This is a genomic window from Desulfosporosinus sp. HMP52 (genome assembly GCF_000765145.1).
Lineage (GTDB): Bacteria > Bacillota > Desulfitobacteriia > Desulfitobacteriales > Desulfitobacteriaceae > Desulfosporosinus.
The window spans coordinates 37,728-53,466 of record NZ_JMGA01000021.1; the positions used below are offsets into that span (position 1 = coordinate 37,728).

The 15,739-nt window shown below is 43.6% G+C and carries 13 protein-coding genes; 8 read left to right on the top strand and 5 right to left on the bottom strand.

Translation table 11 applies throughout. The annotated features are described in order from the left end of the window. Window positions 1–4: 4 nt before the first annotated feature. Entirely contained in the window at window positions 5–1,087 is a 1,083-nt protein-coding gene (locus DP73_RS09860; RefSeq protein WP_242865732.1) for an HD-GYP domain-containing protein, read from the top strand. A gap of 160 nt (window positions 1,088–1,247) precedes the next feature. Here the strand turns inward: DP73_RS09860 and DP73_RS09865 are convergent, their stop codons facing one another. Next, window positions 1,248–2,387 carry an acyl-CoA dehydrogenase family protein gene (locus DP73_RS09865; RefSeq protein ID WP_034599200.1) on the bottom strand — a complete coding sequence of 380 codons (1,140 nt, stop codon included), beginning with the start codon at window positions 2,385–2,387 and terminating at the stop codon, window positions 1,248–1,250. A gap of 340 nt (window positions 2,388–2,727) precedes the next feature. Between DP73_RS09865 and DP73_RS09870 the strand changes: the two genes are divergently transcribed. From DP73_RS09870 to DP73_RS09895, 6 genes are all read left to right on the top strand, one after another. Then, a complete protein-coding gene (locus DP73_RS09870) occupies window positions 2,728–3,879 on the top strand; it encodes a thiolase family protein (RefSeq protein ID WP_034599202.1) in 1,152 nt (383 codons plus the stop codon). Window positions 3,880–3,914: 35 nt separating this feature from the next. Further along, window positions 3,915–4,682 (top strand): 3-hydroxyacyl-CoA dehydrogenase, encoded by a 768-nt coding sequence (locus DP73_RS09875; protein WP_034599203.1) that lies wholly within the window; start codon window positions 3,915–3,917, stop codon window positions 4,680–4,682. A 71-nt stretch (window positions 4,683–4,753) separates the two neighbouring features. Continuing rightward, window positions 4,754–5,890 carry an acyl-CoA dehydrogenase family protein gene (locus DP73_RS09880; protein ID WP_034599204.1) on the top strand — a complete coding sequence of 379 codons (1,137 nt, stop codon included), beginning with the start codon at window positions 4,754–4,756 and terminating at the stop codon, window positions 5,888–5,890. 72 nt (window positions 5,891–5,962) lie between these two features. Next, complete coding sequence (locus DP73_RS09885) at window positions 5,963–7,123, top strand: CaiB/BaiF CoA-transferase family protein (RefSeq protein ID WP_034599205.1); 1,161 nt, start codon at window positions 5,963–5,965, stop codon at window positions 7,121–7,123. A gap of 373 nt (window positions 7,124–7,496) precedes the next feature. Then, on the top strand, window positions 7,497–9,575 hold the full coding sequence (locus tag DP73_RS09890) for a sigma-54-dependent Fis family transcriptional regulator (protein WP_034599206.1): 2,079 nt from the start codon (window positions 7,497–7,499) through the stop codon (window positions 9,573–9,575). A 178-nt stretch (window positions 9,576–9,753) separates the two neighbouring features. Next, window positions 9,754–10,380: a DUF2680 domain-containing protein gene (locus DP73_RS09895; RefSeq protein ID WP_034599208.1), complete on the top strand. Its 627-nt coding sequence runs from the start codon at window positions 9,754–9,756 to the stop codon at window positions 10,378–10,380. Window positions 10,381–10,579: 199 nt separating this feature from the next. On the opposite strand, the gene DP73_RS09900 is transcribed toward DP73_RS09895, so the two are convergent. The 3 genes from DP73_RS09900 to DP73_RS09910 form a co-directional block, all read right to left on the bottom strand. Next, the gene (locus tag DP73_RS09900) at window positions 10,580–10,891 is read right to left on the bottom strand and encodes a zinc-ribbon domain containing protein (protein ID WP_081963007.1); all 312 of its coding nucleotides are present in this window, start codon (window positions 10,889–10,891) and stop codon (window positions 10,580–10,582) included. Window positions 10,892–11,088: 197 nt separating this feature from the next. Next, complete coding sequence (locus DP73_RS09905) at window positions 11,089–12,702, bottom strand: ATP-binding cassette domain-containing protein (RefSeq protein ID WP_034599211.1); 1,614 nt, start codon at window positions 12,700–12,702, stop codon at window positions 11,089–11,091. A gap of 230 nt (window positions 12,703–12,932) precedes the next feature. Then, on the bottom strand, window positions 12,933–13,289 hold the full coding sequence (locus DP73_RS09910; RefSeq protein WP_034599212.1) for a carboxymuconolactone decarboxylase family protein: 357 nt from the start codon (window positions 13,287–13,289) through the stop codon (window positions 12,933–12,935). A 198-nt stretch (window positions 13,290–13,487) separates the two neighbouring features. On the opposite strand from DP73_RS09910, the gene DP73_RS09915 reads away from it, so the two are divergent. Continuing rightward, complete coding sequence (locus DP73_RS09915; protein ID WP_034599213.1) at window positions 13,488–13,727, top strand: DUF2164 domain-containing protein; 240 nt, start codon at window positions 13,488–13,490, stop codon at window positions 13,725–13,727. Window positions 13,728–13,732: 5 nt separating this feature from the next. Here DP73_RS09915 and DP73_RS09920 read toward each other — a convergent pair whose 3' ends face one another. Then, window positions 13,733–15,118, bottom strand: coding sequence for an ATP-binding protein (locus DP73_RS09920; RefSeq protein ID WP_205623379.1), 1,386 nt, complete (start codon window positions 15,116–15,118; stop codon window positions 13,733–13,735). Between the last annotated feature and the right edge of the window lie 621 nt (window positions 15,119–15,739).

The following is a 15,739-nucleotide window of genomic DNA, read 5'->3' on the forward strand; positions in this document are numbered from 1 at the left end:
GGTTTTGATAACTTATTTAGAACCTTTATCAACTACGATATTCCAAATTGGAGAGCTTTCTTCCCTTGATTTGTTTGATAAACAAGGAATACTTTTGTTGTCTAAAGGCAAGCCCATTACACCAAATATTCTAGAACTTCTCCAGAAACGCAAGATCTATACCTTAAAATATGAGCTGAATAAATCTCAAGGCTGTAATAAAACCTACAAATTTGATGAATCTGAATACCAGGATATAGTAGGTAAACTAAGGGAAGTAATTGAGGATATGTGTTTGTTTAGTGTCGATCATTTGCATAAGACCTTATCTGTTGTAGACAAAATTATCCATGAACTTGAAGGAGCCGATCAAGTATACATAGATCTAAATAAGTTTCGTCAGTTTGATGACGATACCTACATACACTCCGTAAATGTTGCAATTTTGGCAACACTTATTGGCTTGCAAATGGGTTTTACCGGACAAACCCTAAGAGATTTAACCCTAGGAGCTTTATTACATGATATCGGAAAAGGCTCAATACCTTCCGAGATTCTTAACAAGCCCTCAGAATTGACGTCTAAGGAATTGGAGATCATCAAGAAGCATCCCCTTATCGGAGAGGAGATGCTTAAAGAGGCTAATTTATCCGCTGAGGTGCTTTCAATTATTAGACACCACCATGAGCGCTGGAATGGCAATGGTTATCCCGATGGAGTAAGTCAGCAGGCCATTACCTTAAGTGCACAACTAGTTGCTGTTTCTGATGTCTTTGATGCTCTGATTGGTGATCGCCCCTATAGAAAAGGGCTGCCTCCCTATTATGCCTTAGAATTAATCATTGCCGGTTCAGGTGAAGAATTTAATGATAATATAGTAAAAAGCTTTCTTCAATGTTTAGTACTTTATCCCCAAGGCTCAATAGTCACCTTAAACACCGGAGAGGTGGGCACAGTAATCAAGGTTCAAAAGAACTACCCCAGTCGTCCGATCATTAAAATCTTGTTTGATAAGTATGGCAATTTCATAGATAGCGATAGGACATGTGATTTAGCAAATGATTTGACAAAGTTTATTGCATCGATAGATTTCAGGTATGTTCCATGACTCTTAGGTCAGCAGAATTAGCATAGCTAGAAAGAGCAGGAAAGCTCGAATTCTAGGGTGAATTGAGTAATAAAGTGAGGCTATTGGTTTTATAATCCAGTAGCCTCACTTTCATTTTCGCCAGGAGTTCCTTTAATTGTTTCCGAACCAAAATGAAGTCTTAAAACAACCGTTTGGCAATGGTGATTTTTTCGATCTCTTTGGCACCTTCGTAAATTTCTAATATTTTAGCGTCGCGATAAAAACGTTGAATATCATATTCATCGATATAACCGTAGCCTCCATGCATTTGTAAAGCTTTGTCAGTAACCCAGACTGCGGTTTCCCCGGAATAAAATTTGGCCATGGCATTAAGGGCGGGATCCAGCTGTCCATTATCCGCCTTCCAAGCGGCCTTATAAATTATGTTGCGGGCTAATTCTATCCGGGTTGCCATCTCAGCCAGTTGGAACTGAATGGCTTGGTTGGCAGCCAGAGGGACACCAAAGGTTTTGCGTTCTTGAACATATTTCAAGGCTAAATCTAAGGCCCCTTGAGCTAAACCAAGCCCTTGAGAGGCAACCATAATGCGGGTCTGATCAAAGAAGTGCATTAGTTGGTAAAAGCCATTACCTTCTTTACCGACAAGATTGGCTTGAGGAACTCGGACATCTTCGAAGGTGATTTCAGCTGTATCCGAGGCTCGAATTCCCATCTTGCCGTGGATTTTCATCCGCGTAATCCCTGGGCTGTTGGCATCAACAATTATTAAGCTGTGGCGCTGAGTTTTTTTCGGTGAATCAGGGTTTGTGACGCATAGTGCCACCATATAGTCGCAAATTGTTCCGTTGGTAATAAAGGTTTTGCTGCCATTAATGATATAGTCTGAGCCATCCTTAACGGCTCGAGTTGAGGTTCCCGCCACATCGCTCCCGGCGTTTGGCTCGGTATAGGCCCCGGCGAAAATTGCCTTCCCGGCAGGAAGTAAGGGGAGATAGGTTTTTTTCTGCTCTTCGCTGCCATAATTTATAATGTTTTCTGCACCGAAAGTTGCTGCAACCGCGGCTAGGCCAAGGCCTAAATCTATCCGAGATAGTTGTTCTGTGATCAAAGCTGTTTCCATCCAGCCTCCTCCGGGGCCGCCATATTCCTCAGGTATAGCAATTCCCACCAGCCCGGCTTCACAAGCCTTTTGCCAGATTTCCCGAGGGTATTTTTCCTCGCGATCACATTCTTGGGCGAAGGGTGGAAATTCTTTCAGAGCAAATTTGTAGGCGAGGCTTTGAAAGGCTTGTTGTTCTTCAGATAGTTCAAAATCCACGTGATTGACCTCCTTTTCTTTTCAGAATATTGCAATTTTAATGCCAGTATGCCTAAGCGCTATTTCCCTGATTTCTGAATGAATAATTCCCAATCAAGGTGTGCAGTGTGTTGTCAACTGTCCGTCATTCAGGACAACTGCGAATTGGCAAAGGACAAGGGGCAAGCTGATAGAGTTAGTCGTTCACTTGAAATAAGGGCTTTGATCTTGATTGGCACAGTAATTGCAGTGTTCAGCACGTTAATAACAGAAAATTCAAATATATTATATTTAAGATGTTTGCTCCACGTTAAAGAATAGGGACGAGAGGACACAGTGAATAAGAAGGGTGGTAAAAACAGTGAGAGAAGCAGTGATCATTGAAGCGGTGAGAACCCCCATAGGTCGAAGAAAGGGATTATTGAGCAGCCTTCGTTCGGAGGATTTGGCAGGTATGGTGTTGAGAGAAGTTGTGAAGCGGGCAGGAGTGGATTCGGCTTTAGTCGAGGATGTGGTTATGGGCTGTGTCACTCAAGTTGGGGAGCAAGGTTTTTGTATCGGAAGGCAGGCAGCATTGATTGCTGATTATCCCTTACATGTACCCGGGGTGACAATTGATCGTCAGTGTGGTTCGAGTCAACAGGCTGTCCATTTTGCTGCTCAAGCAATTTTAGCGGGAGATATGGATATTGTTGTGGCAGCAGGTGTGGAAAATATGTCGCGAGTTCCTATGGGCTCTAATGTTAAAGGGACGAATCTATCCCAAGAGCTTACCTCGCGCTATGAGATTATTAATCAAGGTCTCTCTACGGAACGAATTGCCCAAAAATGGGGGATTAGCCGCCAACAAATGGATGAGTTTTCTTTAGAAAGCCATAGCAAGGCAGTTATGGCCCAAGAAGCAGGCCGGTTTGAGCGGGAGATAATGCCTGTCAAAGTGCTTTTACCTGATGGCAGCGAGAAGATCTTTAACACAGATGAGGGCCCTAGGCGGGATACAAGCTTAGAGAAACTGGCCGGTTTGAAATCTCCTTTTTTAGAAAATGGGCAAGTTACCGCCGGCAATGCCAGCCAGATTTCAGATGGAGCAGCAGCAGTACTTGTCATGTCTCGGGAAAAAGCTTTGGAGTTAGGCCTAAAGCCTCGTTTCAGGATTTTGGCCAGAAGTGTGGTAGGATCCGATCCGACTCTAATGCTGACAGGCCCCATTCCGGCTACAGCAAAGGTACTAGCCAAAGCCGGTCTCAGCCTCTCGGACATTGATATCTTCGAGGTAAATGAAGCATTTGCTGCAATTCCTTTAGCTTGGCTGATAGACACGGGAGCTAATCCGCAGAAACTTAATCCCAATGGAGGAGCTATCGCCCTAGGTCATCCACTGGGAGCCAGCGGAGCACGCCTTATGACCACCTTGATCCACGAACTGGAACGAACAGGGGGACGCTATGGGCTACAGACCATGTGTGAGGGACATGGTATGGCCAATGCCACAATTATTGAGCGATTAGATTGAGGTTTTGATAAAGAATAAAGGAAGGTGAGTTATTTATGAATATGAAACAAGTTGTGGCTTTTGTCACGGGAGGTGCTTCCGGCCTAGGTGAAGCAACAGTTCGACGAGTTGTCAATGATGGAGGCAAGGCTATGATTCTCGACCTTGCGGAAGAGCGAGGAGAAAAGTTGGCCTCTGAATTGGGGGGCAATGCTCTATTTCAGAAAATGGATGTCAGCAATCCTGAGAGTGTGGAAATGGCCTTGGCTAAGACTGTTGAGATGTTTGGCTCCATAAATGTCGTGGTAAATTGTGCAGGAATTGCAACTGCTGAAAAGGTCATCAGTAAGAGGGGAACTCATACTTTAGAAAGTTTCGCTAAAACTCTGCAGGTAAATTTGATAGGAAGCTTTAATGTCATTCGGCTGGCTGCGGCCCAGATGGTAGGCAATGAACCTAACCCAGGGGGGGAGAGGGGTGTGATGATCTGCACGGCTTCCGTAGCCGCCTATGAAGGACAAATCGGGCAGGCTGCTTACAGTGCTTCGAAGGGAGGAATTGTTGGAATGACCTTGCCCATAGCCCGAGAAATGGCTGCTCATGGTATTCGTGTCATGACCATTGCTCCGGGTCTTTTTGAAACTCCCATGTTTGATTCTTTGCCCGAGGATGCGCGAAAATCCCTGGGTTCCATGATCCCCTTCCCCTCTAGATTAGGCTATCCTGAAGAATATGCACTCCTGGTGCGAAGCATCTTGGAGAATCCGATGCTCAATGGGACGACGATTCGTCTGGACGGAGCTATACGCATGCAGCCTAAATAGATATATGGAACTTCTTTTCAGAGAAAGAGCTAATAGGCTCTTTTAGGAGCGAAGTGAGGAGTGGAGAATAGATGGACATCTATTCAGCAGACCATAAGATATTTCGGCAAGCCTTTGTGAAATTTGTAGAAAAAGAACTTTCTCCCCATATCGACGAATGGGAAGAAAACCAAGAGATCCCTCGTTGGGTTTGGCAGCGGATGGGGGAACTGGGATATCTCTGTCCCTGGCTGGAAGAGAAATATGGCGGCTCAGGAACGGACTTTGGGTTTTCGGCCATCATTAATCAAGAACTAGCCAGGGCAGGGGTTGGTATAGGGATTGGCCTGCATAGCGATATTGTCGCTCCCTATATTTGGGCCTATGGTACGGAACAGCAAAAGTCCGAGTGGCTGCCGGCCTGTGCCCGGGGGGAGAAAATATTAGCTCTTGCCATGACTGAACCTCAAGCTGGATCAGATCTTCAAGGAATCAAGGCTACCGCAGTGCGGGAGGGCGATCAGTATATTATTAATGGGTCGAAGACTTTTATTAGTAATGGGATTTTTGCAGATCTGATTATTGTTGCAGTCAAAACAGAAAGTCCAGGACTTAAGAACCCCAAGACAATCAGCCTTATTGTTGTGGAAGACGGAACACCTGGATTTACTAAAGGAAAAAAGCTTCAAAAGCTGGGTATGCATAGTCAAGATACGGCAGAGCTTTATTTTGAAAATTGCCGAGTTCCGGTAAGCAATCGCTTAGGGGAGGCAGGTGAGGGGTTTTCATATCTTATGGAGAAGCTTCAACAGGAGCGCTTAATCGCCAGCCTTTGCTCCCAAGGCTTGGCCGAGAGAATGCTAGAAGACGCTATAAACTATGTCAAGACAAGAGAGGCTTTCGGCCAATCTATCGGGAAATTCCAACACAACTCCTTTAAAATTGCCGAGATGGCTACTGAGGTAGAGCTTGGAAGAGTGTTTGTGGATAATCTTGTTGCAGATCATATGGCGGGGCAAGAGGTTGTTGCCAGGGTCTCTATGGCCAAATACTGGATCGCCGAGATGGCTAATCGTGTGGCTTATAACTGTCTTCAACTTTATGGTGGGTATGGCTATATGGAAGAGTACCCTATAGCTCGGCATTACAGAGATGTGAGAGTGCATACGATTTATGCAGGGACTTCTGAGATAATGAAACTGATTATTGCTCGAAAACTGGGACTTTGAGTTGGTAGTATTGGAAAATATGGCAATGAGAATTATCCTTCTAATAGGTATAAAGGAGTGGGATCAGGCTCAATGTATCAGCTTTTAAAAGGAGTGCGAATTCTTGATTTAACAAGATTGTTGCCGGGAGGGTATGCCACTCAATTGCTGGCTGATTTGGGTGCGGAGGTTCTGAAAGTTGAAGATCCTTGGCAAGGGGACTATCTGCGCTGGATGAAGCCTTTCATCCCCGGGACGAAGGAAAGTGCCCTCTATTGGTCACTAAATAGAAATAAGAAAAGCCTTAGGTTGAATCTGAAAAGTTCAGCAGGGCGGGAAGCTTTTTGTCGTCTCCTTAGTAAGTATGACATCCTTCTCGAAGGGTTTCGACCCGGTGTAATGGAGAGTTTGGGTCTCGGCTATCAAGACCTTAAAAAAATGAATCCAGCACTAATCCTCTGCTCCATATCGGGTTATGGACAGAATGGCCCTTATACCAGACGCTCCGGGCACGATATCAATTATTTGGCTCTGAGCGGGGCGTTAGGCCTGACAGGGACAGCTGAAGGCCCTCCCGTTCCACCGGCAGTCCAAGTGGCGGATATAGGGGGTGGAGCCCTCATGGCAGTCGCAGGAATACTCAGTGCTTATATCGCCCGTCAGGCAACAGGCCGAGGACAACATATTGATATCTCTATGTTGGATGGAGCTGTATCCTGGCTAACGATGCTCTATGCTCAACAGGCGGCAGAAGATCCCCCGGTGAGGCGAGGGAAAGGTATGTTAAATGGTGGGGAAGTCTGTTATGGGGTCTATGAGACAAGAGACCGTCGCTTTATGAGTCTGGGTGCCTTAGAACCTAAGTTTTGGCAAGCATTCTGTCAGGCAGTTGGTCGACCAGACCTGGAAAGCAAGCAATTTGATCAGGATCCCCATGTTTTCGGTGAAGTGCAAAGAATATTTAAAAGCAAGTCTCAGGTTGAATGGGTCAGTTTCTTACGAGACAAGGATGTGTGCTGTGAACCGGTTCTCGAGTTAGCAGAGGCTCGCCTGCATCCACAATTAAAAGCCAGAAATTCCTTTCGTTTAATTTTTCATCCTAATGGGAGGCCTGTAGAATGTGTGAGTAATCCTCTTAGATTTCCGGAAGAGCAAGAATTTCAGGATCATGCCCCTCCCGGCTGGGGAGAGCAGACTCTGGGGATTTTAAGAGAATCGGGATTTACGGAAGAGGAGATTCAAAGCTTAATATAGCGCCTGGTTATGAAGAGCCGTAGGATCGGCTCTTTTTAACGTATCAGACAAACCACAATCACTCTGCTGCCACAGAGTGTTTCTCCCTATACATCAAATGTAAAATATTTCATAATATATTGACATATGTTGATTAATGGCAATAAGATAAGTGCAAACCTACTGCAACTAAAAAGTAACCAATGGGACTATTGTTAACCTTATTGGGGGGGATTCCAACGAAAGCGGATATCTTAGGGGGTACGAATTATATGTTGAATGTTCTGAAAATGAAGGAATAAGCCTTGCCTGGAGAGAATACAAGGAGGGTACAACCAGGTTCAGGACATCTGCAGTAATTTGTTATAAGATTTTTTGGCGAGAGGTGAGCCTAATGCTGATGCGTGATATGATGACCAGCGATGTGCCGAGCCTTCATCTGAAAGATAGTCTAAGGCAAGGAGTAGAATTTTTGCGCTGGACTAAGCTTGATGCTCTGCCGGTAGTCGATGAAGCGGGTCTTCTGATTGGGATCTTTACTAAAGCAAATGTATTAGATGCCTTCTTAGCCGGGGCGGATACATCGGAAGTGATTGAAGGACACTTTAATACTCAAGTTGTGACTGTTGGAGTTGACGCTCCCTACCAGGAGGTTGAACAACGGGCGAAACAAAGCTCGGTGGGCACAGGTGTGGTCGTGGACAAAGAAGGAAAAGTACTGGGGATTTTTACGAAGGTAGACATGATCCTGGCCTTATTTAAAGAAGCAGAAAAGCTTGCCACAAAGCTGAACACAGTCTATCAAGCTATGCCTAACGGAATTATTGTCGTGGATCGACATAACTGTATTCAACGGATAAACCCCTCGGGAGAGAAGATACTTAAACTTAAAGAGCCTATCCAGGGACTCAAATTAACCAATGCCTTTCCGGGCTTAGATCTGAGGGATGTAATTCTAAAGTCGCAACATCTCGTAGGAGTACAAACGGAAATGAATCAGGTTAAGGTATTATGTAATATTAGTCCTATAGGGGATTTGGCAGGGGCAGTCATCGTATTCCAAGCTCTGACGGATTTTGACCAAGTTGCTATGGAGCTGGATGCCACGAAGCGTTTGTATGAGACACTGCTGACAGTCACTAACATTGCTTATGAAGCAATATTTGTTGTAGACGACCAGGGGAAAATTACTTTAGTTAATGAAGCAGCCTGCCAGTTTTTTGGCAAGAGAGAAAAGGAGCTGCTGGAACAGCCTGTTGAACAGGTGATGGAGAATACTCGATTAATGAGAACCTTAAAAACAGGCATGGCGGAGACTAATGAAATTCAAGTTATAAATGGCCGGCCTTACATAGTTTCCCGTATGCCGATTGTGCGTCAAGGAAAGATCATCGGAGCAGTGGGGAAAATAATTTTTCAAAAACTGGAGGAAGTTAAGGATGTTGCGCAGAGGTTAGCTCAAATGGATCATGAGCTAAATTTCTATAAAAAACAGGTAGGGTCGACAAGGCTGCCTGTTACCTTCAATCAGATCGTGACAGTTAGTCAAGACCTGCGCCGTTTGAAGAATGAGGCTCAAATTGCTGCTCGAGGAAACTCTACGATATTACTGACGGGAGAAAGTGGCACTGGTAAAGAACTTTTTGCGGAAGCTATCCACCAGGCCAGCCCTTATCGAAATGGTCCCTATGTTAAGGTGAATTGCGCGGCAGTTCCAGAGAATCTTTTGGAGTCTGAATTCTTCGGGTATGCCCATGGAGCCTTTACTGGGGCTCAAAAGGGAGGTAAGTTGGGAAAGTTTGCAACTGCTAACGGTGGGACACTCTTTTTGGATGAGATTGGAGATATGTCTCTAAATCTTCAGAGCAAGCTCCTAAGGGTCCTCGAGGATCGCAGCTTTGAGCCTATCGGGAGTAACGAAGCTGTGAAAGTTGATATAAGAATTATTACAGCGACCAACAAGGACCTTCTGCAGAAGGTCAGAAGTGGTGAATTTCGCAGCGATCTGTATTACCGTCTAAATGTAATTTCTTTTCGACTCATTCCTATTAGAGATCGGACCGAAGATATTATTCCTCTTGCCCATGTATTTTTAGAGCGGCTAAATCAAGATTTCGACAAACAAATCTCAGGGGTTACTCCCGAGGTGCAAAAAACTCTTGTTAATCATCGTTGGCCGGGGAATGTCCGGGAATTAAAAAATGTGATTGAACGGGCAGTGAATTTTGCCTCCGGAGAGTTGTTGGAATTAACGGATCTGCCTTTTTACTTAAGGGAAGAAAAACAAGAAGATGCATTTCCCTTAAAGAAGGAATGGAACTTAGAGAGTGTCCACGAACATTTGGATAAGGAAACATTGGAACAAGCTCTTCTTAAAATGAACGGCAATAAATCTGAGGTGGCCAGACTCTTAGGAATTTCCCGCTCCTGGCTCTATGAAAAACTAAGGCGTTATGATATTAGTCCACGCTAAACTATACTAAGATAGGCTAGGAATTAATTATCCCATGTGACTACATTATCTTTACTCCAAGCACACAACTTCTTAAAATTCAATTCACAAATTTTCCATATTGAGTGGATATCATAAGAGTGTACCGATTCTGGAGTTACATACTTAAGATCGGAACCTATTATGAAGGAGGAATTGTATGAAAAAGAAACTTGTTGTTGGAGTTCTAAGTGCAGTCTTGTTAGCAGGGGGGGCCACAGCAGTTTTTGCTGCAACAGATTCAGCTAAGCTCGCTGAAATTAAGAGCTTAACTCAGCAAATGTTTGAAATCCGGAAGCAAATTGTCGACAAAGAACTGGAAGCTGGGCTCATGACAGCTGAACAGGCAGAGACCATGAAGGAATTCATTGACAAACGACAAGAAGCAAGTGACAATGCCTTAGCAGAAGGTAAAGTTTTTGGTCCGGGTATGGGGGGCAAACATCTTGAAATGCGTGATAAAATCATGAATTTCAAAAATGGGGAACCTATGACTGACGAACAACTTGCGGCCTGGAGTGAAGCTGCTCAAGCTCGTTTAACTGCTCAAATTGAGGCCGTGAAAAGTAACGGCAAATTGACAGAGGAACAGATCAAGACTTGGAGTGATGCTGCCCAAGCTCAATTGGAGGTGCAGAAAGAAGCCTTGAAAAATGGCACATTTGTACCGGGTGAAATGGGAATGATGGGTAAGCGTGGAGGTCATGACGGACGGATGTGGGGCGGAAAGAAAGCACCTGATTCCAGCTCCGCTCCTGAATCTTCAACCTCAGCTACTGTCCAGTGATTGTACAGTATCCAATCAAATAGCCTATTAGCTAAGTGAAGTTAAAACTGGGGGTATCGTAACAACGTTATGTAAGTACGATACTCCCAGTTATCTATTATTGTCCTATTTACAAAAGACTTGTGAGAAATAATTGTATAAATTAAAAAACCTTCCCAGACGAAAGTCTGAGAAGGTTTAAATTAACTAATTGGTGTGATTACCAATTGCTGCGTGTACGTGGTTGGTAGCAATCGCGGCAATAAACTGGCTTGTCACCTGATGGTTGGAAAGGAACAGTTGTTTCTTTTCCGCAAGTTGCGCAGATAGCTGGGAACATTTCACGTTGTTGACGGCCATAACCGCCGCCACCGCCATTGTTTCTGTTCTGAGCTTTTTTAGCTGCACGGCACTCAGGGCAACGTCCTGGTTCGTTAGTGAATCCTTTTTCTGCATAAAACTCTTGTTCTGATGCAGTGAATTCGAAATCCCGTCCACAGTCTTTGCAATTCAATACTTTGTCATTAAACATAATAAAAAAACCTCCAAATAATTATTACCCGCGCTTCATGGCAAGTTCACCAACTTCTTCCCGGAAACTTAGGTAATAGGAGAAGGTTTGCTTAAATCCACTAGTTTTTACGAGCTTTGTTTAGTATACCAAAAATTGAGCAGAAGTCAAATAGTAAAATTCAAAATCACACTATTTTTCTAAAAATTTTTTGAAAATTAGCTGTACATTTCCTCGCGCATAGCTTGAACATCCGTATTTTCCAGATACTCATCAAAGGTTAATTGACGATCAATCAATCCTTTAGGGGTTATTTCAATGATGCGAGTGGCAATAGTTTGGACAAACTGATGATCCTGGGATACGAATAAAATATTGCTGTCAATGTTAGTCAATGAATTGTTGAGGGCCGTGATGGATTCCATGTCTAAATGGTTAGTCGGTTCATCAAAGATAAGAACGTTTGAACCGCTGAGCATCATGCGTGAGAGCATACAGCGGACTTTTTCTCCTCCAGATAAGACACTGGCCTTTTTCAAAGATTCATCTCCGGAAAACAGCATTCTGCCCAGGAACCCACGGACAAAAGATTCATCAGGATCTTTGGAGAATTGTCTTAACCAATCCACTAAGTTAAGATCTGTTTCAAAATATGATGAGTTATCCAATGGCAGATAAGCTTGGGTTGTGGTAATTCCCCAGCTGAATTCCCCACTGTCAGGTGTGATCTCACCCATAAGAACCTTGAACAAGGTAGTTTTAGCTACACCATTGGGGCCGACAAAGGCAATCTTATCTCCCTTGTTAACAAGGAAGGAGATGTTGTCGAGTACTTTTTCTCCTTCAATAGTAACTGTTAAATTCTTGACATCTAAAATATTATTGCCGGCTTCTCTGTCCGGGGTGAAAGCAATGTATGGGTATTTACGAGAGGATGGTTTGATATCATCTAAGGTTAACTTTTCAAGTTGCTTTTTACGGGAGGTTGCTTGCTTGGCTTTAGAGGCGTTTGAACTGAAGCGCTGAATAAACCTCTGCAGTTCCTCAATTTTATCTTCTTTCTTCTTGTTGGATTCTCGCATTAATCTCAGAGCTAATTGACTGGATTCATACCAAAAATCATAGTTTCCAACATAAAGTTGGATTTTACCGAAATCAATGTCGGCAATATGGGTACAGACTTTGTTTAAGAAATGTCGGTCGTGAGAGACAACGATGACGGTATTCTCGTAATTATAGAGGAAGTTTTCCAGCCAGTTAATGGATTGGAGATCGAGATGGTTGGTAGGCTCATCGAGCAACAGAATGTTGGGATTGCCAAAAAGAGCTTGGGCCAGTAAAACGCGAACCTTTTCATTACCACTAAGTTCCTTCATTTTACTGCTTTGCAGCTCTTTATTGATGCCTAACCCCATTAATAATTCCGAGGCTTCAGACTCTGCTTGCCAACCATTCAGTTCTGCGAAATCCCCTTCCAAAATGGAAGCTCGTATTCCGTCTTCTTCAGAAAAATCAGGTTTGGCATAGAGGGCATCCTTCTCTTCCATGATCTGATATAATTTTGTATGTCCCATAATAACTGTTGTTAGTACTTCAAATTCTTCAAATTCAAAGTGATCTTGCTTTAAAACTCCAATACGTTCCCCAGGTGTTATTATAACTTCACCGCTGGTAGAATCTATTTCTCCGGAAAGAATCTTCAAGAAAGTAGATTTTCCGGCGCCGTTAGCTCCAATCAAGCCATAACAGTTTCCGGGAAGGAATTTTACGTTAACATCTTCAAATAATGCCCGTTTACCGAATCTTAACGTCAACCCACTGGTACTAATCATTATTAATCGTTCCTTTTTATTAAATTTGTCTTTACTTAAGAATATAGTATATCATTTAATTACAATAAGGTATAGGTGAAGAAAAGGTTAAAGGAAATATGTGGGTAATAGAAAAAGGGAGCAAAAATATAACTAAGCCCTCTTTCCTTAAAGGCAGAGGGCTAGTTTAAGTGCTAGATCTTTATACACATTTCCGAATGGATAAATGCTATTATTATAATTAAAATGAACTAGTGAACAGAATGCCCCTCAACTTCGTTTAACAAGTTTCTTAGAATCAGAATTCCTTGCATTGTCCTTGGGAAACCAGCGCTGGGGGCCACCAGGAGAATGGCATGCTCAATTTCCTCTTTAGTACAGCCGCTGCGTATTGCTTTTAAAATGTGTGTCCTTAGAGCTCTGGGGTACTGACACTCAGTTGAAAGTGCTATTTTGATCAACCAGCATGTCTTTTCATCTAATGGGCCGCCATCTTTATGGATTAACTGACCGTATTTCTCATAGGCATCATAAATTTGCCCATGTTGTTCGGTGAAGTATTTTAAGTTGATTTCAGTGCTGTCAAGGTTGTCAAAGTAATCGTCCATTGATATACCTCCTTTCTGAGATGTTTACATTATCATCCAATTTAAAGATTTTTATGCATTTTATAAAGTTGAACAAGGAGATTTTGGTGGGACTTTCCCAGCAGCAAAGTAGAATAAGGAACACTCACTTATTAAAGTGAGTGTCTCGGGATTTACAAGCATATAGGTCTCGATTATTGAAATGGAGTGTTTTTTATTATGAAGAAAATGGAGATCGAACTAAAAAAAGATATCAGAGAACAACTAGTTGAGGATCTTAAGCGATATTTCTCCAAGGAGAGAGATGAGGAAATTGGCAATTTAGGTGCCGAACTTCTGCTAGATTATATTCTCGATAACATTGGCCCCTATATTTATAATATAGGGATTGCAGATTCTTATAAGTACATGAATGAAAGGGTTGAGGATTTGTTGGGCCTGGAGAAACGCTCTCGTTAGTGATCCTATGTATTCAAGGTCTCCCGTCCCGCAATCCAATCCACAAATTGTCTTGCCGTTCTTGCGGAACGACCGTTATACCATAGGGCCCACTGGAGAGCTTCTTTGTGTAAGCGCTCCTTGTCAATGTTTAGGTTTCTGTTGGCGGCAATCCCTTCGACTATTTTGAGATAACGGTTTTGATCGGGGGAAGAGAAGACGACGTTTATCCCAAAACGATCGGCCAGGGAAAGCTTTTCCTGCATGCTATCCCCGGCATGGACTTCTTCATTATGATTACCTGAATGTAAGCCAGCCCGTTCGCTAAAATACTCCTTAACCAGATGCCTGCGGTTGGAGGTGGCATAGATTAGAATGTTGGGGGTTTTGCTTTCCAGACCTCCCTCCAGCACAGCCTTAAGAGAAGTGTAGTTTTCCTCGTTATCCCCAAAGACTAAGTCATCAATAAAGATAATGAACTTTTGAGACCTATTCTTCAGATGTCGAATAATCAGTGGAAAATCTGCCAGGTAGGCCTTAGGAACCTCCACCATGCGCAGCCCTTGGGTATGGTAGTGATTGAGAATGGCCTTGACTGTGGAAGATTTTCCGGTACCCCTATCCCCATAAAGGAGAACATTGTTAGATGGAACACCCTGCAAAAATTGCAGGGTGTTCTCAATCACGCGAGAACGCTCGCTTTGGTAATCAATCAGATCATTTAATGTAATTGGATCCGGACTTTCTATTCCCTTTAGATAGCCTTGGCCATTAGTTTTTTCCCAGACAAAGGCGATATAACGGGCGAATACCCCACTGCCATTATGTTGGTAGAATTGTTTAAGCTCCTCCAGACAGTCAGACCAGTGTTTAGAACGGTAAAAAATCTCTTTGATTTGCTGAATATGAAGGGGAGATTGGGCAGCATGACCCTCAGATATCCACTCAGGGAGTTTCTCGACGTGAGAATTATAGGCAGGATTATCTAAACGCTGATTAATTTCTGCTTTGAGCTGTTTTGATTCAAGATTTGCCAGAAGCTGCAGTTCCTGCAAATCTTGTACGACTGTTTTTTCGATAGCGGAGGTTTCCGGAGTCTGCTCTGATTGAAGTTTTGAGGTGAATAGATTCTCAGCAAAGATGATTTTATCAGTAATGTATTCCTTTAGGGATATAGTCCCGCTTTTGGCTAATTCAAAGTAGAAATCGTTATATAAGTTAATAACTTCTCTCAGCTCTATAGATTCTGGAGTTAAGCTGATAAGTAAGGCTCTAAGCCGACTTATCACATCATCTTCCAATAATCCTCTGTAGATAGCCAGTGAGTCAAGTGCCAGTAGTACAGTTGATAGATTATCAATTCGCAGATTTTCCTGCTCAGAAACAGGAATACCAGGTTTTGTTTGTGTCATCGTCATAGCGCCTCCCAAAAGTATCCATAATATCATCAACATATCCTCGGATATAATTAATTATCTTACTACAAACTTCAGCGGATAACTACTCTGAAAAAACCTTCCTGACAGGGGATACTGACAGAGGACGGTTCTGTCGGGCTCTGAGGCGGAGCGCGTCTTAGCTGAGTTAACCCGTGCGAAGACAGTGTCTTCGTTGCACGCGTCTGCGAGTTCCGCCACTGGCTCGCTGGACGGTTCGCGAGCGCGTCCGAACCTCTGGGCTTTACTGCATGTGAACCTGCGGCGCGCTACGGGGACGCGAACCGTCGGCCCTCGCCTTAGCGCGGCTCCACTGACGCAACCGCTTCGCAGAAAAGCGCTCCTCCAGCCAGCTTGTTGGGAGTGTAAGCAGAACTTTAGGGATTCTCGTAAGGCTTCGCGGAATCTTAAGCGTGCTTGGCGGTTTTTACCATCTGCTGGTGCCGTGGTAGAGGCATGGAGAGCTACACAGAAAAACACCTAAAACACTCTTAAGAATAATAGACCCGAAAGACAGGGCGGCTTCGATCCACAGGAGTGAACCCATTGCATGGAGAGGCGGTAAAGCCGACAAGCTTGGGTGGGGAAGCGGAGCCA